This is a genomic window from Burkholderia sp. APQ4-4ca (genome assembly GCF_057837105.1).
Genome location: NZ_JBYQCG010000234.1, coordinates 105,586 through 124,435, shown reverse-complemented (window position 1 = coordinate 124,435; position 18,850 = coordinate 105,586). Strand labels below are relative to the sequence as shown.

Annotated in this window: 15 protein-coding genes and 1 pseudogene; 9 read left to right on the top strand and 7 right to left on the bottom strand. The window is 63.7% G+C overall.

Annotation, left to right across the window (positions count from 1 at the left end; translation table 11 throughout):
- Window positions 1–15: 15 nt before the first annotated feature.
- The 5 genes from AC3IFE_RS29565 to AC3IFE_RS29545 all read left to right on the top strand — a co-directional run bounded on the left by AC3IFE_RS29565 (window position 16) and on the right by AC3IFE_RS29545 (window position 6,560).
- Entirely contained in the window at window positions 16–1,476 is a 1,461-nt protein-coding gene (locus AC3IFE_RS29565) for a PelD GGDEF domain-containing protein (protein ID WP_489193733.1), read from the top strand.
- Window positions 1,469–2,563, top strand: a complete 1,095-nt coding sequence (locus AC3IFE_RS29560; protein WP_301736746.1) for a tetratricopeptide repeat protein — start codon at window positions 1,469–1,471, stop codon at window positions 2,561–2,563. Before AC3IFE_RS29565 ends, AC3IFE_RS29560 begins: the two co-directional genes overlap by 8 nt.
- Window positions 2,560–4,206 (top strand): GT4 family glycosyltransferase PelF, encoded by a 1,647-nt coding sequence (gene pelF / locus AC3IFE_RS29555; RefSeq protein ID WP_489193731.1) that lies wholly within the window; start codon window positions 2,560–2,562, stop codon window positions 4,204–4,206. The genes AC3IFE_RS29560 and pelF overlap by 4 nt, the downstream gene beginning before the upstream one ends.
- Window positions 4,206–5,579, top strand: coding sequence for an exopolysaccharide Pel transporter PelG (gene pelG, locus AC3IFE_RS29550; RefSeq protein ID WP_489193729.1), 1,374 nt, complete (start codon window positions 4,206–4,208; stop codon window positions 5,577–5,579). Before pelF ends, pelG begins: the two co-directional genes overlap by 1 nt.
- 66 nt (window positions 5,580–5,645) lie before the next feature.
- Window positions 5,646–6,560: an endo alpha-1,4 polygalactosaminidase gene (locus AC3IFE_RS29545; protein WP_489193727.1), complete on the top strand. Its 915-nt coding sequence runs from the start codon at window positions 5,646–5,648 to the stop codon at window positions 6,558–6,560.
- Here the strand turns inward: AC3IFE_RS29545 and AC3IFE_RS29540 are convergent.
- Window positions 6,522–6,812: a hypothetical protein gene (locus AC3IFE_RS29540; RefSeq protein ID WP_489193725.1), complete on the bottom strand. Its 291-nt coding sequence runs from the start codon at window positions 6,810–6,812 to the stop codon at window positions 6,522–6,524. The two genes, AC3IFE_RS29545 and AC3IFE_RS29540, sit on opposite strands and share 39 nt — an antisense overlap.
- Before the next feature lie 275 nt (window positions 6,813–7,087).
- Between AC3IFE_RS29540 and AC3IFE_RS29535 the strand changes: the two genes are divergently transcribed.
- Window positions 7,088–8,656 (top strand): methyl-accepting chemotaxis protein, encoded by a 1,569-nt coding sequence (locus AC3IFE_RS29535; protein WP_489193723.1) that lies wholly within the window; start codon window positions 7,088–7,090, stop codon window positions 8,654–8,656.
- Between the two features lie 205 nt (window positions 8,657–8,861).
- On the opposite strand, the gene AC3IFE_RS29530 is transcribed toward AC3IFE_RS29535, so the two are convergent.
- The 5 genes from AC3IFE_RS29530 to AC3IFE_RS29510 all read right to left on the bottom strand — a co-directional run bounded on the left by AC3IFE_RS29530 (window position 8,862) and on the right by AC3IFE_RS29510 (window position 13,217).
- Entirely contained in the window at window positions 8,862–9,131 is a 270-nt protein-coding gene (locus tag AC3IFE_RS29530; protein WP_489193721.1) for a hypothetical protein, read from the bottom strand.
- 406 nt (window positions 9,132–9,537) lie between these two features.
- Window positions 9,538–9,951 (bottom strand): hypothetical protein, encoded by a 414-nt coding sequence (locus AC3IFE_RS29525; protein WP_089471065.1) that lies wholly within the window; start codon window positions 9,949–9,951, stop codon window positions 9,538–9,540.
- Window positions 9,948–10,478 (bottom strand): chemotaxis protein CheW, encoded by a 531-nt coding sequence (locus AC3IFE_RS29520; protein WP_489193800.1) that lies wholly within the window; start codon window positions 10,476–10,478, stop codon window positions 9,948–9,950. The genes AC3IFE_RS29525 and AC3IFE_RS29520 overlap by 4 nt, the downstream gene beginning before the upstream one ends.
- A 34-nt stretch (window positions 10,479–10,512) precedes the next feature.
- The gene (locus AC3IFE_RS29515; protein WP_489193719.1) at window positions 10,513–12,243 is read right to left on the bottom strand and encodes a methyl-accepting chemotaxis protein; all 1,731 of its coding nucleotides are present in this window, start codon (window positions 12,241–12,243) and stop codon (window positions 10,513–10,515) included.
- A 461-nt stretch (window positions 12,244–12,704) separates the two neighbouring features.
- A complete protein-coding gene (locus tag AC3IFE_RS29510) occupies window positions 12,705–13,217 on the bottom strand; it encodes an Lrp/AsnC family transcriptional regulator (protein ID WP_089471068.1) in 513 nt (170 codons plus the stop codon).
- Window positions 13,218–13,390: 173 nt separating this feature from the next.
- Here AC3IFE_RS29510 and AC3IFE_RS29505 point away from each other — a divergent pair, with 173 nt between their 5' ends.
- Window positions 13,391–14,407: a 1-aminocyclopropane-1-carboxylate deaminase gene (locus AC3IFE_RS29505; protein WP_089471069.1), complete on the top strand. Its 1,017-nt coding sequence runs from the start codon at window positions 13,391–13,393 to the stop codon at window positions 14,405–14,407.
- Window positions 14,408–14,517: 110 nt separating this feature from the next.
- The gene (gene mdeB, locus AC3IFE_RS29500; protein ID WP_489193716.1) at window positions 14,518–17,175 is read left to right on the top strand and encodes an alpha-ketoglutarate dehydrogenase; all 2,658 of its coding nucleotides are present in this window, start codon (window positions 14,518–14,520) and stop codon (window positions 17,173–17,175) included.
- A 272-nt stretch (window positions 17,176–17,447) separates the two neighbouring features.
- Here the strand turns inward: mdeB and AC3IFE_RS29495 are convergent, their stop codons facing one another.
- On the bottom strand, window positions 17,448–18,344 hold the full coding sequence (locus AC3IFE_RS29495; RefSeq protein ID WP_489193714.1) for a LysR family transcriptional regulator: 897 nt from the start codon (window positions 18,342–18,344) through the stop codon (window positions 17,448–17,450).
- Window positions 18,345–18,478: 134 nt separating this feature from the next.
- Between AC3IFE_RS29495 and AC3IFE_RS29490 the strand changes: the two are divergent.
- Window positions 18,479–18,850: pseudogene (locus AC3IFE_RS29490) on the top strand (M20 peptidase family dipeptidase); the annotation flags it as partial.

Here is an 18,850-nt window from a genome sequence, read left to right as displayed (position 1 = left end):
GACCCGGAGGCGACCATGAGCGCCGCGAACGCTACCGGCAACCCGCACGGGGGGAGCGGCCCTGCACCGGCGTCGCCTCGATCGCGTCAGGCGAATCCGTTCGGGCACCTGAGTACGGTACGCCGTCTCGTCGCGCCTGCCGCTGCACGGCCGGTTTCGGTCGTGGAAACGATCGTGTTCATGCTGCTCGTGCTCGCGCTTGCTTGGTACTTCGACCGGAGCGATCCGCTGCTGCTGCGTGCGGACTTTCCGTGGCTGTGGTTCGGCCCGCTCATCGTCGCGCTGCGTTACGGGACGCTGCTCGGGCTGCTCGCGAACGCGTTGATGATCGGCGCATGGCAATGCGTCGCCCACCTGCATCCTGCCGCGGCCGGCGAAGCGTGGCCGCTGCAGCGCTTCGCCGGCGGGTTGCTGCAGACGATCGTCGTCGGCCATTTCGGCGACACGTGGGGCGCTCGCGCAACTCGGGCGAACGCGCTCAACGACTATCTGAACGACCGGCTCGTCGCGATCACGAAGAGCCACTACCTGATGCGTCTGTCGCACGAGCGGCTGGAAAAGGACCTGCTGTCGAAGCCGACCACGCTGCGGGATTCGATCACCGAACTGCGCCGGCTGTCGCTCGCGCACGGATTCGATGCGGCGCCGCAGGGTGCGGCGAGCACGGTACGGCTACCCGGTGCGCACGCGCTGCTCGAATTCGTCGCGCAGGCGTGTCAGATCGAGGTGGCGGCGCTGTATCCGGTCGAAGGCGCGACGAACTCGCCCGGAATCGTGTGCGAACCGGTTGCGCGGCTCGGCGATGCATTCGATTTCGATCCGCGCGACAGCCTCGTGGCCCGCGCGCTCGAGACGAAATGCATCGCCCATCCGAAAAGCAGCGGCGACGTGGCGCCGAATACGGCGCTGCTCGTCGCCGCGCCGGTCGTGTGCGCAGACGGCCGCCTGATCGCATTGCTCGCGATTAAGCGCATGCCGTTTCTGTCGCTGAACTTCGACAATCTGCAACTGCTGCTGGTGCTGCTCGGCTATTACGCGGACGGCGTCGAGCATGCGGCGTGCGTGCGCGACGTGATGGCGGCAGTACCGGCGTGCCCGTACGAATTCGCGCTCGACATCGCGCGTCTGACGCGCCTGCAGCGCGAATCGGGGATTGCGTCGTCGGTGGTCGCGCTCGTGTTCCAGCACGACGAGGCGGACGATTCGCTGTTCGAGCACGTGATGCGCGGGCGCCGTTCGCTCGATCTCGTATGGCCGCTGAAGACGCCGACGCAATCGGTGCTCGTGAATCTGATGCCGGCGACCGATACGGCCGGCGTCGACGGCTATCTCGCACGCGTCGAGGCGAGCCTCGATGCGCAGTTCGGTCTCGATCTCGAAGGCGCGCGCATCGGCGTGCATACGCTGCATCTGGGCAGCCTCGAACCGGGGCCGGCATTGCAGCGCCTGCTGAAGGGAAGCGGCATCCATGTCTAGGCTGCGATCCGGTTCGTGGCCCCCCGGCGCGTTACGGGTGCCATCGGCGTCGATGCTGGCCGCACTCGCGTCATCCGTCGGCATTGCGATCGTCGCGGCGCTGCAATATGCCGTGCTCGCGCGGTTCGGCGGGTTCGCCCGGGCGGGGGCGGCGATGCCCGTTCCCGCATCGCCGGTCGACCCCCTGTGGCCCGTGTTCGGCGCGATGGTGGTGGGCGGCGCGGCGCAGGCGCTGCTGTACCGGCAGTTGCTGCCGCAACGTTACCGAACCCCGCGCAACGGGACGCTCGCGGCGCTCTGGCTGGCTTGTACGTTCGTGCCTGTCGGCGGCGGCCTCGTCGTGCTGGCCAGCTGTGCGTGGGCGGCTTGCTGGCCCGCGAAGCAGGGCGACGACGCATACGCCGACGTGCCTTTGCCCGAGTTCGTCACCTATCTCGTGTCGCGCGTCTCGCACGGCGGCGGCGCGCGTCTGCAGGCGCGTCTCGTGAATACCCGGGTGGCCGCGTCGGATCGTCTCTCCGCGCTCGTTGCGATCCAGAGCATGCCGACGCGCACGACCGGCACGCTGCTGCGCGATTTGCTCGCCGATCCGCTCGAAGACGTGCGGCTCATCGCATACGGCACGCTCGACCGCGCCGAGAACGAGATCGCGCAGAACATCTTCCACGCGCAGCAGACGCTCGACGCTGCCACCGACGACGCAACGCGCCAGGCGACCCATCGCCGGCTTGCCGAGCTGTACTTCGAGCTGGTCTATCAGAATCTCGTGCTCGGTGCGGTGCACGGGCACACGCGCGAACAGGCCGACCGCCACGCGCAGGCCGCGCTCGCGATCGACGCGGGCGACGCGGCGATGTGGCTCGTTCGCGGCCGCCTCGCACTCGCGACCGGCGACGCGGATGCGGCCATGCAATACATGAGCCGCGCGCTCGAATGGGGCTTTCCGCGCGAGCGTCTCGTGCCGTGGCTCGCCGAGGCCGCGTTCCTGCGCGGCGAGTATTCGCGCACGGCCGAGCTGCTCGCGTCGCTCGGCAACGCGGCCGCGCTGCCCGTTCTCAATCCCGTCGTTCGTTACTGGTCGTCATGAAACCGTCCATTCACCGCCGTGCCGGGCCGTCGACCGCGATCGACGTCTGCCTGCTGCTGGAAGGCACGTTCCCGTATGTGCGAGGCGGCGTATCGAGCTGGGTCAACGAGATGATTCGTGCATACCCGCACAAGCACTTCGCGATCGTGTTCATCGGCAGCCGGGAAGGCGACTATCATGGCGCCACGTACGCATTGCCCGACAACGTCGTTCACTTCGAATCCCATTATCTGTATGGCGACGTGCCTGCCGATACGGGCGGCGCACGGGAGATTCCCGGCGACCCCGAAGCGTTCAAGCGATCGGCCGCGCTGCACGATGCGTGGCGCGGGCCGGGTACGGACGGCGCCGCGGCAAACCCGGCTGCGCTGATGGCCGACCTGGTCCAACTGATCGGCGACGACGGACCACTGAACGAGCAGCAGTTTTCCACCAGCCGCGCGGCGTGGGACTTCATCGTCGAGCGTTATCACCGCTACTGCACCGACCCTTCCTTCACCGACTACTTCTGGACGGTGCGGATCATGCACAAGCCGCTGTGGCAGCTTGCGCGGATCGCACGCGCACTGCCGCCGGCGCGCGTCTATCACACCGTATCGACGGGTTACGCGGGCTTTCTCGGTGCGCTGTTGCATTACCGCACGGGCCGTCCGCTGCTCGTTTCCGAGCACGGCATCTATACCAAGGAACGCAAGATCGATCTGCTGCAAAGCGAGTGGATCCGCGACAACCGCGGCGCGTTCGAGCGGGACGTATCGACGATCAGCTATTTCCGCGCGCTGTGGGTGCGCTTCTTCGAAGCGCTCGGCAAGCTCGCCTACGACGCGGCCGACGAGATCGTCGCGCTCTACGAGGCCAATCGACACCGTCAGATCGCCGACGGCGCCGATGCCGCCCGGACGCGCAACATTCCGAACGGCGTTGACGTGGACGGCTTCGCGCCGCTGCTGGACAAGCGGGACGGCGGCCCGCGCCGCGTCGTCGCGCTGATCGGCCGTGTGGTGCCGATCAAGGACATCAAGACGTTCGTTCGCGCGATGTTCATCGCATCGCGGACGATGCCGGAAATCGAAGGCTGGATCGTCGGGCCGGAAGAAGAGGATCCCGCCTATGCGCTGGAATGCCGGGCGCTCGCGCAGAGCCTCGGGCTCGCGACGACGGTGCGCTTTCTCGGCTTCCAGCGGATTCACGACATTTTGCCGAAAGTCGACGTGATCGCGCTGACGTCGATCAGCGAGGCGCTCCCGCTCGTCGTGCTCGAAGGCTTTGCGGCCGGCGTGCCGTCGATTACGACGGACGTCGGGTCGTGCCGGCAACTGATCGAAGGGCTCGGAGAGGACGACCGCGCATTCGGGCCCGCCGGTGCGGTCGTGCCGATCGCGAATCCGGCCGCGTTCGCGCAGGCGGCGCTCGACCTGCTCGGCGACGCGCGGCGCTGGCAGGCCGCGCAGCAAGCCGGCCTCTCCCGGGTCCGGCGCTTCTACACGCGTGCGCAGATGATCGACCGGTATCGGGCGTTGTACGATGCGCTCGCGATCGCCCCCGACCGGATGCGTCGCGGGCAGCCGTTCGAAGCCGGATGCCCGGTGAACCATGCGGGTGCGGGCGTGGCTGCGTCCGGCTCGCGCAAGGAGGGCCGCTGATGGCCGGCATCGGCTTCGAATTGCGCAAGATCCTGCGGCAGCAGACGTTTTTCGGCGTCGCACGCGCATACGCGTATGCGGGGCTGATCAGCTCAGGGCCGCTGATTCTTTCGATATTCGGGATCCTGATCATCGGCGTGATGAGCATCGCGTTCGTGATACCCAAATATGCGATCGTCCAGTTTCAGGTGTCGGTGACTTACCTGATCGCGTGCAGTCTGATTCTGACCGGGCCGCTGCAATTGTCGTTCACACGCTTCATCTCCGACCGGCTGTTCGAAAAGCGCGACGATCTCGTGCTGTCGAACTATAACGGCGTGGCGCTCATCGCCACGGCGGCATCGGGATGCATCGGCTTCATCGCGGTGGCGGCGGGATTTCGCGGTGAGCCGCTGCTGTATCGGCTGCTGATGGTCGCGGGATTCGTCATCGTCAGCAACATCTGGATCGCGGTGATCTTTTTGTCCAGCGTGAAACAGTACCGGCAGATTCTTGCGGTGTTCCTGGTCGGCTACGGCTGCACGGTCGCGTTCGCGCTGATGCTGAACCGTCAGGGCATCTGCGGCCTGCTCGGCGGTTTCGTCGCAGGGCACCTCGTCTTGTTCGCCGGGCTTTCGGGGTTGATCTACCGAAACTACCGCAGCGATCGCTTCGTGTCGTTCGAGATGCTCGACCGGCGCTTCGCGTATCCGACGCTCGCGCTCGTCGGACTGCTGTTCAATCTCGGCGTATGGCTCGACAAGTTCATGTTCTGGTATGCGCCGGGCACGGGTGCCCCGGTGATCGGGCCGCTGCATGCATCGGTGATCTACGACATTCCCGTGTTCATCGCGTACGTTTGCGTGATGCCCGGGATGGCGACGTTCCTGGTACGCATCGAGGCGGACTTCGTCGAGTATTACGACGCGTTCTACGAAGCCGTGCGCAGCGGTGCGACGCTGCGGCACATCAACGACATGCGCGACATGATGGTCGGCAGCGTGCGCGCCGGGCTGTATGAAATCATCAAGGTGCAGGCCGCCGTGCTGGTGCTGATCGTCGCTTTCGGTCACTGGCTGCTGGCGGCCCTGCACATTTCGATGCTGTACCTTCCGCTTCTGCTCGTCGACGTGATCGCCGCGAGTCTGCAGGTGCTGCTGTTGGGTTTGCTGAACGTATTCTTCTATCTCGACGCGCGTCGTCTGGTCGTGGCGCTGTCGGCGGCTTTCGTCGTGCTCAACGGCGTACTGACCGGCATCACGCTATGGATGACGCCGGATGCATACGGCTACGGCTTCGCGCTTGCGCTGCTCATTCTCGATGTCGCGGCGGTGCTGCTGCTCGACCGCAAGTTCGGCCGCCTCGAATACGAAACCTATATGTTGCGTCATTGAGGGGATATGTTTTCATTCCGAATCCGTCGGTCGAGCAGGCCGCCGATGAGGGCAGCGGCGTCGTCCGTGGCCGCCGTCGCAGTCGTCATCTTTGGAGCGCTGTGCGGGCGGGCAGGCTATGCGCAACCCGCACCGCCCGTATCGTCGCCTGACGCGTGCGATCCGGCCGATGCGATGCGTCCGCGTTCCGTCGCGTTCTTCTACGGCAACGACGTGCCGGTTCGTCAGCTGGAGAAGTTCGATGTCGTCGTCGTCGAACCCGACAGCGGCTTCGATCCACGTTCTCAAGACGCGCGACGCCCTGCGTGGTTTGCCTATGTGAGCGTCGGCGAGGTCACACCAGAGCGCGACTATGCGCGCAGGATGCCGAAACAGTGGTTGCTCGGGCGGAATACGACATGGGCGTCGACGGTCGTCGATCAGTCGGCGCCGGGGTGGCCGTCGTTTTTCGTCGAACAGGTGATCGCGCCGCTGTGGGCGCGTGGGTACCGCGGCTTCTTTTTCGATACGCTGGATTCGTACCAGCTCGTCGCGAAGACGGAAGCGGCGCGCGCGAAGCAGGAGGCCGGCCTTGTCGCTGTGATCCGCGCGGTGAAGTCACGCTACCCGAGCGCGCAACTGATCCTGAACCGCGGCTTCGAGATCTTGCCGAGGGTGCACGATGCGATCGCCGCGGTTGCATTCGAATCGCTGTTCGGCAACTGGGATCAACGTAACCGGCGTTACGGCGCCGTCCCTGCAGCGGATCGCGACTGGCTGCTCGCGCAAGCCAAGGCCATTGAAGAGCGCTACGCGCTGCCGGTGATCTCGATCGACTATTGCGCGCCGGACGACGCGGCGTGCCGCAGCACGATCGCCGCGAAGATTCGCGCGACGGGTCTCATTCCGTACGTGACGGACGGCGCGTTGCGCACCGTCGGCACGGGCCCCGATGCGACGGCATCATGGCAATGCCGCGAGGCGAAGTTGGGCGGAGGGTGACGCATCCAGCGTCCTGCTGTCGAGCGCATCTCTGGAGAGCGCGTCGATTGTCGCGATGATCGAATTGAACAGCGTGGAGAGTGCGTTTGCGTGCACACGGATGCGAGCAAGCATTTCTCGCTGCTTCGCGGTCGTCGCCTCTGCTTGCCAGCGCATGAACTGCTCGTCTTGACGCGGTAACGTTGTTCGTTGCCGGGTGTGGTAATGCCGGATTCGTCCGAGCATCGCACCGTCCGGCACGTGCGGTTCCATTTACGGGAGAAATTCTCCGAATTCCGAATTTGTCAGAGGATTTCGGCATGTTTATCCCGCCCGACGCAATGTTTTTTGCGGAAACCGATAAAAAGATAATACGTCCGCGATCGTTTGCGAGGATGGATAGTCACCGGATGCGGCTGCGTGTCGGGGAAAGCCAACCGATATGGCCGGCCATCTTGCGAAATGTCTCTTCGGGCCGGATGGGTGGGCATTACAGTAAGTTTGCTTGCGTGCCGACATAACGAACAACAACACAGGGGGAAGCAAGCATGGGCTCCATGACAGTCGGCAGGAAGCTGGGCGCAGCATTCGGTATCGTCGTACTCATATCGTTGATCGGCAGCGCGATCTCGATCGTCAATTTTCTGAAGCTGAACCAGGCGAACGGCTGGAACGTTCATAGTTACCAGGTCCTGCGCGCGAACGACGACATGTTGACCAGCATGGTCAACATGGAGACGGGCGTGCGCGGCTACGTGGCCGCGGGGGATGACCGGTACCTGGAGCCCTATAAGGCCGGCCTCAAGCAGTTCGCCACGTCGTTCGATGTCGTGCGCAGCCTCACTTCGGACAATGCCGCACAACAGCGTCGTCTCGAGACACTGCGCGACATGCATCGGAAGGTGGCGGAGGTCGACGACAAGCTGATCGCCATGCGGCGCGACGTCAATGCCGGTACGCAGCCTGCCAACGTGCTGATCGACTACTTCAAGCAGGGCGACGACAAGCAGTTCATGGATCGCTATCGAGCCGTGGCCGCCGAACTGACCGGGGCCGAGCAGTCGCTGCTCGATCAACGTTCAGGCGAGGTGGCCAGCTTGACTGCGTTGACCAAGTTGACGCTCGCGGCGGCAGGCATCATCACCGTCATCCTCTCGATCGTGCTGGGGACCGTCATCACGCGTGGAATCATGCGGTCGCTGGGCGGCGAGCCCACCGACGCCGCGGTCGTGGCCGGGCGGATTGCCGAAGGCGATCTCGAAGCGCCCGTGCCGGTCGCGCCGAACGATCGCGGCAGCCTGATGGCGTCGCTCGAATCGATGCGACGGCAACTGAGCGGCATCGTGTCGGAAATTCAGTCGACCGCGGAATCGATCACGACTTCGGCCGGCGAAATCGCGCAGGGGAACCTGGATCTCTCGCAGCGAACGGAGGAGCAGGCGGCTTCGCTCGAGGAAACGGCGGCCAGCATGGAGCAGTTGACCGCGACGGTTCGTCAGAATACGGAAAACGCCAAGCAGGCGAATGCGCTTGCGGGCAGCGCCTGCGAGGTCGCGATGCGCGGCGGCGAAGTGGTGAACCAGGTGGTCGACTCCATGCGCGCCATTTCGAGCAGTTCGGGCAAGGTTGCCGAAATCATTACCGTGATCGAAGGGATCGCGTTCCAGACGAACATTCTCGCGTTGAACGCGGCAGTCGAGGCCGCGCGTGCGGGCGAGCAGGGGCGTGGCTTTGCGGTGGTGGCCGGCGAAGTGCGCACGTTGGCGCAACGCAGCGCGAACGCGGCCAAGGAAGTCAAGGATCTCATCACGAGTTCGGTGGAGAGCGTGGCGCAGGGGTCGCAGCAGGTCGAACGCGCGGGCGCGACCATGTCGGATATCGTGCAGTCCGTACGGCGCGTGACCGACATCATGAGTGAAATCGCATCGGCGTCGGACGAGCAGGGAACGGGTATCGAACAGGTGAACGTCGCCGTGGGCCAGATGGATTCGGTCACGCAGCAGAACGCGGCGCTCGTGGAGCAGGCATCGGCAGCGGCGCAGGCGATGGCGCAGCAGGCAACCACGCTGCGCGAGGTCGTCGGGGTATTCAGGATCGGTCGCGGGCTTGCGCACTGACGGGCTCGGCCCCGGTGCTTCGCCGGAAGTCGACGCGAGCGGGAGCCGAGCCGCTCGCGCGGCGATGCTTCGCCGGCCGAAGCAGTTTGCCGCGGGATGTTCAGTGAAACGAACGCCGGCTGTATCGCCCTTCGGGGTGCGACGACATCGTGCACGCATGTCGTCACCCGCTATCCGGGCATCGGTGAATGCCGGCGCAAGCCGTCTACAGGTTCTCGACCGGAACGGGGATCGTCTCGCCTTGATACGGCATCGCCGAGAACGGTCCGACCGCGCGAAGGATTCGATGCCGGTTCAGTTCGAAGGCCAGCCGAATCTGCTGCTCGCTCGTATCCCGGGCGCCCAGGAAGGCGCACATCGTCTCGCGCAATAACGAAAACGAACGATATCCCCAACCGAATCCATAAGCGGAAAATTGCAGCGTGGCCGCATCCGTCAAAACGGGCAGCGTGCTCTCGATCGGTTGCATGTTCATCCCTGGCACCTGTCTGAAAACCATACGGTATTTCGTCGCGCATCGGGTCGGCATGACGGTCAGGCGAGCACGCCGCGCTATCCGGCCCGCTTTCGACTACGTCCGCCGTTGCATGGGCCGCTTCCTGTGCGCGCGAAATATGCAAGCGACGTGCCACGTCAAGGCCTATGCCGGACAAGACACTGCCAACAGCGAACAATCGGATGTGTCAATCAATCGATACACCGGCGTCAACGAATTAGACGCCGATCGAGGTTGATGTGGGGCGTGTTTTATTGTCGTCAATCAACCGAAATAGTTTGGAAAGGGACGCGAGGCCGGTTTACATCGCCGATACCATTCAATCGCTCGGCGGGTTGAAGCAAAGCCGGCGCGCATAGGCTGATGGCGCCGGCTCGAATCGAGCTCAGGCGAACGTCGACGAATCGTTCGGCTGCTTGACGCCGGATGTGGCCCGGGACGATTCGTCGAGCCACGCGATGATCGAATCGTACAGCGCGGCGAGGTGGTCGGCGCGCTCGCCGATCCGCTTGAGCATGTCCCGTTGCTCCGCAGTCGTGGCTTCCCATTGCCAACGCATGAATTGCTCGTATTGAATCGGCAACAGCTTCCGTTGCCCGATGTAGTCATGCCTGACTCGCTCGCGCATCGCAGGGTCCGGCATGTGTCGTTCCGTCGTGTGCCGGGTCAATTTGTCGAAGGTCGCCCGGGCTTCGTCCACTTGAGCGTCGACCAGATAGAACAGGCTCGGCAAAAACTCGATGGGCCGCCATACCGGCGGCCGTTGTGTGTCTTTCGTCATCGTTTGAATGTCGATCAAGCTTTGCTCGGACGGTTCCAACGCGCGCCGACGTCGATCGTCTCCATCAGTCGATCGATGTCGAGCAGGGCCAGCAGTTGTTCGCCGTCGTCTCCTTCGTAGGCGGCGAGGCCCGTGACGCATTCCGTTTGCATCGCGGCCCCGACCTCCGGCGCCGGGCGGCGCGCGGAGCGATCGATATCGACGACGCCGCTCACCGAGTCGACGATCAGGCCGGTCGCCTGTTCCGCACCGTCGAGCACGATGATGGCGGTCGGCACGGTGCCACCGATCGGGTCCAGCGAGAACGTCATGCGCAGGTCGACGATCGGCATGACGAAGCCGCGCAGGTTGATCGTGCCTTTGACGAACGGCGGCGCATCGGCGGCGGGCGTCGGTTCTACATAAGGGCGAATCTCGCGGACACTCTGGATATCGATTCCGTATTCGTCGTCGCCGAGCACGAAGGCGACAAATACCTGCGTGGTCGCGTCGCCGGCGCCATCGCGTACGGGTGTGCTCTCCGCGATTTCAACTGCTTCCGTCATGTCATGCTCCAAAAAATGGATGGTTCGTGCCGAATCAAAAGGTGGTCCAGTCTGTTGCAGCGTCCATCGCGGCACGGGGTGACGGTGTGCTCGCCACCGTCACGGGCGTGCGGCCCGGTCGCACCGGCCGGGACACGGCCGCCGTGGCTGCCGCACCCCGGTGCGCGGCCGGCTGGTCGTATGCACGGCTGTCCGCGGAGCCGACGCGGAAGAACGAGACAGCCTCGGTCAATCGACGGCCCTGATCCTCGAGCGACTTCGACGCGGCCGCCGCTTCCTCCACCAGTGCCGCGTTCTGTTGCGTGACTTCGTCCATCTGCGTGATCGCGATGTTGACCTGTTCGATCCCGCGACTTTGTTCGGAGGAGGCCGCGGCGATTTCGCCCATGATGTCCGTCACGCGCGCCACGGCTTTCGTCACTTCGGCCATCGTGTGGCCCGCGTCGTCGGCAAAACGCGACCCATCCTGAATCTTCTGCACGGATGCGCCGATCAACGCCTTGATTTCCTTGGCCGCACCCGACGAACGCTGTGCGAGGCTTCTGACTTCGCTCGCCACGACGGCGAAGCCGCGACCCTGTTCGCCCGCGCGGGCAGCTTCCACGGCGGCGTTCAGCGCGAGAATATTGGTCTGGAACGCGATGCCTTCGATGATCCCGGTGATCTCGGCTATCTTCGACGAGCTGTGGCTGATGTCGGTCATGGTGTCCACGACCTGGCTCACCACCGCGCTGCCTTTTTGCGCGACGTCCGACGCGCCGTCGGCCAGGGCGCTCGCCTGTTGCGCGCTCTCCGCGTTCTGCCGCACGGTGGCGGTGAGCTGTTCCATGCTCGATGCCGTCTCCTGTAGCGACGCCGCCTGTTGCTCCGTGCGGGACGACAAGTCCTGGTTGCCGGATGCAATCTGGCTGGATCCCGTCGCGATGCTGTCCGCGGCGGTGCGGACTTGCCCGATCAGCCGGACGAGGCTCGCCTGCATCTCGCCCATCGAGGCGAGCACGCTGCCCCGCGGCGCGGCGGCGGCGCCGTCGACGGTGCCGAGGTCGCCCGCCGCGACGCGGCGTGTGATGTCGCTCAGGTCGCCGGGTTCCGCGCCGAGTGCCCGCGTGATGCCGCGCGTGATCAGGAAGGCCGCCACGACGGCTGCCGCGAGTGCAGCCAGACAGATGCCGATCAGCGAGACGCGGTGTCGGCCGTACTGTTGCACGGACGCCTGCTTGCTTTCAGCCGCCCGATTGCTTGCGAAACCGGCATAGGTGTCGGCTGCCGCGACGAGTTCCTTCAGTAGCGGCCGGCATTGATCGACGATCATCGCGATCGCCTGGTCTCGCTGGCCATGCAACGCGGCGTCGCCGATCGCGATGGCCACCGCGCCGTATCGAGACTCGATGCGATTGATCTCGGCCACCAGCGCACGGGCGTTCGCCGTCACGTCGGAATCGGTGGCGATGGCTTCGTTCAACTGGCGAAGCCGTGCCTGCACTTCGTCGTGCGCCTGCGTCATCGCAACGCGTTCGGCTTCGATATCGTCGGGCTTCGTCACGAGCACGAGATTACGGACGGCGACCGCACGCCGCAGTACCGCCGCACGAATTGTCTCCGTCAACGCCGCGCGGGCGCGCGCGCCGTCGACGTAGCCGGCAAAGCCGTCGTTCGCGTCGCCGAGCGCACTGAGCGCGAGCACCGAAACCAGAACCACCAACGCGGCCATCATGCCGAAGGTCGACGCGAGTTTTACTCGCACGGTCAATTGTCCGAAGCTCATCTTTGGTCTTCCCCTGTCGTTCGCTCCGGTGAGCGGTTGTCGTTGTGCTTGTTATGAACGTCGGGTCGGGAAGGCGTCGACATGCGTCGAAGCTCATCCGCCTCCCGTCGTTGAAATCACGACCACGCAGGGACCGGTACCGGCTTCGATGTCTTCGCGTGCCGTTTCGCGAAGGATGAACGCCGCCCGCCCGGTGCGATCCGCGAGATCGTTCCGGGCAATACATGCAAGCGGTGTGCCACATAAAGGGGACTGTCGGACAAGGCTGTGCCGGCAGTGCGGCGGCGGGAGTGTCAACGTGCCCGGACACGCGTGTCCGGAAATCCGACGCTAGCCGATGTCGAGGCTCGCGATGCGCGTGCGCGGAGGCTGGCGGCTGATGCCGAGCCGCTTCGCTGCTTCCGCGCGATCGTCGCCGGCGAGTTCCGGCGTGCGCGGGAAACGGCGGCCTGGCTCAGCCGCTATATGGCGATCTGCGTCGAAGAAAAGACCTGCTTGAGCACCATGAAAGTCCGGATCTGACGCACGCCGGGCAGATAAAGCAGTTGCTCGGCATGGAGTCGGTTGAAGCTTTCGCTATCGCGGGTGCGCAGCATCATGAAGTAGTCGAATTCGCCGGTCACCACGTGGCATTCCATGCAGCCGGATACGTTCTGGGCCGCTTTTTCAAACGCGGCGAAGGATTCCGGGGTCGATCGATCCAGCACGACCCCGATGATGACGACCATGCCCGCGTCGAGGGCAGGCGCGTTGAGTAGCGCGACGATTCCTCGGATCAAACCCAGGCTCTTGAGCCGTTCGACGCGGCGCAAACAGGCCGGCGCGCTCAAATTCACCTTCGCCGCCAGCGCCACGTTCGAGATCGATGCGTCCTTCTGAAGGGCGCGCAGGATCGCTTTGTCCGTGCGGTCAAGTTCGACGTGGCTGGCGTCGTCCGGGCGCGATTTGTCGAGAAATTTTGTTGTCGATTTCATCGATTCGAAAAAATTTACGTTCGTGGAGATGCTGGAAATTGTATTTCAAGGCACGGAGAAGGAAATATGTTTGCAACCACGTTTCGCGGGTATTTAACTAGAATTTCTTCGTGCCCGGTCGCCCCGGCGACATCGGGCGTCGGAACCCACCGCCCATCTTTCGGAGAACCTCCGTGAACCTCGATCGCTTTCCTCGCCACAAGCTGACCTTCGGACCCACCCCCATCCATGAGTTGCCGCGCCTCAGCAAGGAGCTGGGTGGAAAAGTGCATCTCTATGCAAAACGCGAAGACTGCAACAGCGGCCTGGCGTTCGGCGGCAACAAGACCCGCAAGCTCGAGTACATCGTGCCGGACGTTCTGGCGAGCGGCGCCGACACGCTCGTATCGATTGGCGGCATCCAGTCGAACCAGACGCGTCAGGTCGCCGCAGTCGCGGCTCATCTTGGCCTGAAATGCGTGCTGGTTCAAGAAAACTGGGTCAACTACTCGGACGCGGTGTATGACCGCGTCGGCAACATCCAGATGTCCCGCATGATGGGCGCCGACGTTCGGCTGGTCAGCGACGGCTTCGACATCGGCATTCGCCCGAGCTGGGAACAGGCGATGGAGAGTGTTCGCAACGCGGGCGGGAAGCCGTATCCGATCCCCGCCGGTTGTTCCGAGCATCGGCTGGGCGGCCTCGGGTTCGTCGGTTTCGCGGAGGAAGTACGCGCCCAGGAAGCGGAACTCGGATTCAAGTTCGACTACATCGTCGTGTGTTCGGTGACCGGAAGCACGCAGGCCGGCATGGTCGTCGGGTTCGCGGCGGACGGACGCGCGGATCGCGTGATCGGTATCGATGCGTCGGCCAAACCCGAGCAGACGCGCGAGCAGATTCTGCGCATCGCACGCCAGACCGCCGATCTCGTGGAACTCGATCGGCCGATCGCGGACGCGGACGTGGTGCTGGACACGCGCTACGGCGGCCCGGAATACGGCCTGCCGTCGGAAGGCACGCTCGAAGCGATTCGCCTGTGCGCGAAGACCGAGGGGATGCTGACCGACCCGGTTTACGAAGGCAAGTCGATGCACGGCATGATCGATAAGGTGCGCCGCGGCGAGTTTCCGGAAGGGTCCCGGGTTTTGTATGCGCACCTCGGCGGCGTCCCCGCATTGAACGCCTACAGCTTCCTGTTCAAGAACGGTTGAGGCTTGGCCGCGTTCCGGCTGCAACTAGAGTCAGAGTCGGAACGCGGCGTGCATATCGCCAATTCGGGGTGCCAAGTATGGACATGCAGAATCGACTTCCGACCAGCACGATGACGGATCCCGACCCGGAGGAACTCCGGGAATGGTGCGACGCGCTCGATGGCGTGTTGCATGCGTGGGGCGGCGATCAAGGCAACGCACGTGCGCGCCATCTTCTCGATTCGTTGTTGGCCCACGCACAGGCCCGTCGCGTCGGGTGGCGGCCGCCCCTGGTCACGCCGTACGTCAATACCGTGGCGCCCGACGAGCAGCCGGCCTATCCGGGCGATCTGCAAATCGAGCGGCGGATCGCGGCGTTGATACGGTGGAACGCGCTCGCGATGGTGGTCCGTGCCAACCGTGCGCAAGGTGAACTGGGCGGGCACATTGCAAGCTATGCTTCCGCCGCGGATTTGTTCGAGGTCGGTTTCCAGCATTTTTTTCGCGGCCCGGATGCGGTGCACGGCGGCGATCTGGTGTTCTTCCAGGCGCACTCCGCGCCGGGCGTCTATGCCCGGGCGTTCCTCGAGGGACGACTGTCGGAAGAATCGCTGTCCCATTACCGCCAGGAGATCGTGGCGGAGGCTCGCGGCATCCGGGGATTGAGTTCATATCCTCATCCCTTCCTGATGCCGGACTTCTGGCAGTTTCCAACCGGATCGATGGGGTTGGGGCCGCTCAACGCCATCTATCAGGCGCGGTTCATGCGGTACATGGAAAATCGCGGCCTGAAGGAGCACGGCGAGCGTCGCGTGTGGGGTTTCTTCGGCGATGGAGAAATGGACGAGCCCGAGTCGATCGCCGCATTGACGCTCGCGGCTCGCGAGCGGCTCGACAACTGCGTATTCGTCATCAACTGCAATCTCCAGCGACTGGATGGGCCGGTTCGCGGCAACGGCCGGGTCATCGACGAGCTCGAGGCGTTGTTCGCCGGCGCCGGATGGAACGTTATCAAATGCATCTGGGGCTCCGAGTGGGATGCGTTGCTCGGCCGCGATCGTGAGGGTGTGCTGGAGCGGGCTTTCGCGAACACCGTCGATGGCGATTTTCAGACATTGTCGGCCAATGACGGCGCGTTCAATCGCGAGACGTTCTTCAGTCGGACGCCGGAACTGCGAGCGCTGGTGGATTCGTTGTCCGACGACGACATCGCGATGCTTCGGCGCGGCGGGCATGATCCCGTGAAAATCCATGCCGCCTTTGCCGCGGCGACGGTCAGGAATGGCCGGCCGTCGGTCGTGCTGGCCAAGACCATGAAGGGCTATGGCATGGGCACGATCGCGCAAGGGCGCATGACGACGCATCAGCAGAAAAAGCTGGAACGGGACGACCTGATCGCGTTTCGGGATCGATTCGCGCTCCCGCTTTCCGACGAAGCGGCATCGGAAGCGCGGTTTTATCGGCCGCCGCACGATAGCGATGAACTGCGGTACTTGCGCACGCGTCGCGAGACGCTCGGCGGCTATCTCCCTGAGCGACGTGCGGCATCCGAGCGACTCGTGGTGCCCCCGCTGGCGAGCGTCGCGGGTTTTTCGATGAATGCGGACGGCAAGGTCATGAGTTCGACGACCGCCTTCGTCAGGCAGCTCGGTGCGCTGCTCAAGGACGCCAACCTCGGCCCGCGATTGGTTCCGATCGTGGCGGACGAGGCCAGAACGTTCGGGATGGCGAATCTTTTCCGACAGGTCGGAATCTACGCGCCGTTCGGGCAGTTGTACGATCCGGAAGACAATTCATCGATGCTCTCGTATCGTGAAGCGTCCGATGGTCAAATTCTCGAGGAAGGGATCACGGAGGCAGGGGCGATCTCGTCGTGGACGGCCGCTGCGACGAGTTACGCCGTGCACGGTGTTCCGATGATGCCGTTCTACATTTACTACAGCATGTTCGGCTTTCAGCGTATCGGCGACCTGATCTGGGCGGCCGCGGACCAGCGAGCCAGAGGTTTTCTCGTCGGCGCCACGTCGGGTCGCACGACGCTCGGTGGAGAAGGATTGCAGCATCAGGATGGTTCGAGTCATCTTCTCGCGTCGACGATACCGACGTGTCGGGCGTACGATCCGTCCTTTGCCGGCGAGCTGGCTGTCCTGGTCGACTATGGGCTGCGGCGCATGCTGAGTGATGCGCAGGACGAGTTCTATTACGTCACCGTGACCAATGAGAACGTCGCGCAACCAAGTATTGCCAATGCTTCGCACGAAGGTATCGTGAAAGGCATGTATCTGTTTCGACAGGGCGGCCGTTTTCAGAGGCGGGTTCAGTTGTTCGGCAGCGGCGCGATCATGGGCGAGGTGCTCAAGGCGGCGGACGAACTCGAGCGGTTACATGGGGTGGGCGCGGACGTCTGGAGTGTCACCAGCTATGTCGAGCTGGGGCGCGATGGCGCGCGATGTGAGCGGGAATGGCGGCTTGGTTCCGGCGATATCGGGGAGTCGTGGATTTATAGCCGGCTGCGCGCGACGGTCGGGCCGATCGTCGCCGCGTCAGATTATGTGAAGGCGCTTCCGGAAATGGTTCGTGCGTATATTCCGGAAGGGCGGCGATATGTCACGCTTGGGACCGATGGGTTTGGGCGGAGCGATTCGCGGGCGGAGTTGCGGCGGTATTTTGAGGTGGATGCTCATGCCATCGTGCAGGCAAGCCTGCGGGCCCTCGAGGGGCAGGGGGCGGGGAATGAGGTTTGCAAGCAATCGGGTGCTGCTAATGTCGTCGGGTTGGTGGCGGGATAACGGTGGGATATCGGTTGGATATGTGCGGGGGTCGTTCTTTTAGGCGCGCTCCATGCGCTTGTCGTTGAACCTGTTTTGCTGGCGGTCTATTAGCGTCGCCCCTGCGCGGGGCGGCGGTCACTTTTCTTTGTCTTCCAAAGAAAAGTAACCAAAAGAAAGGCGCGTCCTTGGGCGGACGGCAAAGGAGGCTCTGCTCAGGTTCGTGTTTTGTTTGCTGCCCCAGTTCGTGGTATTCGGGGCGGTTGTTATACAGGTACGACGTCGCTGCGTACCTAGTCGGTCGTATGCAGTTGCTTCACCAATTCGCCAACGAAGTCGATCAATACGGTCGACAACACCCTTCCAGTCAAGGTCTGGATCTGGATCGCACGTAACGACATGCCCGGATGATCGATCGGGATCGCGACCAGGCCGTCCGTCGCCAGACGCGCCTGCACCGTCAGGCGGCTCGTCAGGGACACCACCCCCGACATTTGTGTGAATGCATACAGAGTGCCGGAATTGTTGCAGGTCAGGATGGGCTCGAAGAGAAGATTCTCAAGGCTCGCCGTCGTATCGAAAAGCTGACGGATCGTCGTGCCGCGATCAAGCAAGGCAATCGGGTAATTCCGCAACTCGTCCATCGATACCGTCGCATGCCCGGCCAGCGCGTGTGTACGAGGCATGACCGCGCAAATGGGCGCGCTCTGCGTGTACTCGACGTTGATCTCCGGCTCTCGTACGACACCGAACGTCAGGCCGATATCCGCTTCGCCGCTCCTTACGTGTGCCGTTACCTCTGCCGGCGCAGTCACCGCCACCTCGAAACGGGTACCGGGCGACTTTTCCAGAAATTGCGTGATGGCGCGAGGGAGCACATCTCGGGAAAACGCCTCCGACGTCGAGACGCGGATCGTGCTTCGATCGAACGAGTTCAGCGCCTTGATCTCGTCGATCACCTGCTGACCTTCCAGCAGGGTCCGTCGGACATGCGCAGCCAACAGCTCCCCGGCCTTGTTGGGGACCATGCCACGCGCCTGACGCTCGAACAGCGGGCAGCCGACCTCCTCCTCGAGCTTCGTAATCTGACGGCTGAGCGCCGAGATCGAAACGTGCAGCTTCTCGGACGCCTCGCTCAACGAACCGGTGTTGGCAACGGCAAGGAAGTATCGGAGTGCAGCGTTGTGCATGACGGGCCGCCAAGTTTGCGTTATTGGAAAGCAGGGCGCGCAAAAAAGTCAATTGTAGTGCGCGTTTTGGCTTCGTACGCTCGATCCATCAGGGTTGAACAAACCGCTCTTCCACGATACACGCGAGGATCTCCATGACGCGCCACCAAGCAATCGACTCTGCCACAACATATTTCGATTCGGGAAGCTTCCTGAAAGATCTCGCGCGACGCGTCCACATGATGACGGAAAGTCAGGATTCCGGAAGGGCAAGCGAGCTTCGAGCCTACCTCGTCGACGAGATCGCGCCGTCGATCGACCGTATGGGTTTCGAGTCTCGTATCGTCGAGAACCCGGTTGCGGGGAGCGCGCCGTTTTTGATTGCGACGCGTATGGAGGACCCCTCGCTTCCGACGATCCTGATGTACGGGCACGGTGATGTCGTCCGTGGCCATGACGGACAGTGGCAGGATCAGATGTCGCCATGGAACGTCACGGTCGAAGGAGACCGATGGTTTGGGCGGGGC

Coding starts and splice junctions, on each gene's coding strand:
- pelF (WP_489193731.1), top strand. CDS start 2,560: ATGAAACCGTCCATTCACCGCCGTGCCGGGCCGTCGACCGCGATCGAC.
- AC3IFE_RS29565 (WP_489193733.1), top strand. CDS start 16: ATGAGCGCCGCGAACGCTACCGGCAACCCGCACGGGGGGAGCGGCCCT.
- AC3IFE_RS29495 (WP_489193714.1), bottom strand. CDS start 18,344: ATGCACAACGCTGCACTCCGATACTTCCTTGCCGTTGCCAACACCGGT.
- pelG (WP_489193729.1), top strand. CDS start 4,206: ATGGCCGGCATCGGCTTCGAATTGCGCAAGATCCTGCGGCAGCAGACG.
- AC3IFE_RS29530 (WP_489193721.1), bottom strand. CDS start 9,131: ATGAACATGCAACCGATCGAGAGCACGCTGCCCGTTTTGACGGATGCG.
- AC3IFE_RS29520 (WP_489193800.1), bottom strand. CDS start 10,478: ATGACGGAAGCAGTTGAAATCGCGGAGAGCACACCCGTACGCGATGGC.
- mdeB (WP_489193716.1), top strand. CDS start 14,518: ATGACGGATCCCGACCCGGAGGAACTCCGGGAATGGTGCGACGCGCTC.
- AC3IFE_RS29560 (WP_301736746.1), top strand. CDS start 1,469: ATGTCTAGGCTGCGATCCGGTTCGTGGCCCCCCGGCGCGTTACGGGTG.
- AC3IFE_RS29535 (WP_489193723.1), top strand. CDS start 7,088: ATGGGCTCCATGACAGTCGGCAGGAAGCTGGGCGCAGCATTCGGTATC.
- AC3IFE_RS29510 (WP_089471068.1), bottom strand. CDS start 13,217: ATGAAATCGACAACAAAATTTCTCGACAAATCGCGCCCGGACGACGCC.
- AC3IFE_RS29540 (WP_489193725.1), bottom strand. CDS start 6,812: ATGGAACCGCACGTGCCGGACGGTGCGATGCTCGGACGAATCCGGCAT.
- AC3IFE_RS29515 (WP_489193719.1), bottom strand. CDS start 12,243: ATGAGCTTCGGACAATTGACCGTGCGAGTAAAACTCGCGTCGACCTTC.